The 233-nt window shown below is 59.2% G+C and carries 1 protein-coding gene; it reads left to right on the forward strand.

Annotation, left to right across the window (positions count from 1 at the left end):
- The coding region (locus tag EPA64_RS16190) for a phosphotransferase (RefSeq protein WP_167626694.1) at positions 1 to 233 on the forward strand (233 nt) is incomplete at both ends.

Genomic DNA, 233 nt, shown 5'->3' on the forward strand with positions numbered 1-233 from the left:
GACTGGCTGCTATTGGGCGAAGTGCCGGGGCAGGATCTCCTGTCATCCCACCTTGCTCCTGCCGAGAAAGTATCCATCATGGCTGATGCAATGCGGCGGCTGCATACGCTTGATCCGGCTACCTGCCCATTCGACCACCAAGCGAAACATCGCATCGAGCGAGCACGTACTCGGATGGAAGCCGGTCTTGTCGATCAGGATGATCTGGACGAAGAGCATCAGGGGCTCGCGCC

The organism is Paracoccus luteus, assembly GCF_004522155.1.
GTDB classification, from domain to species: Bacteria; Pseudomonadota; Alphaproteobacteria; order Rhodobacterales; family Rhodobacteraceae; genus Paracoccus; species Paracoccus luteus.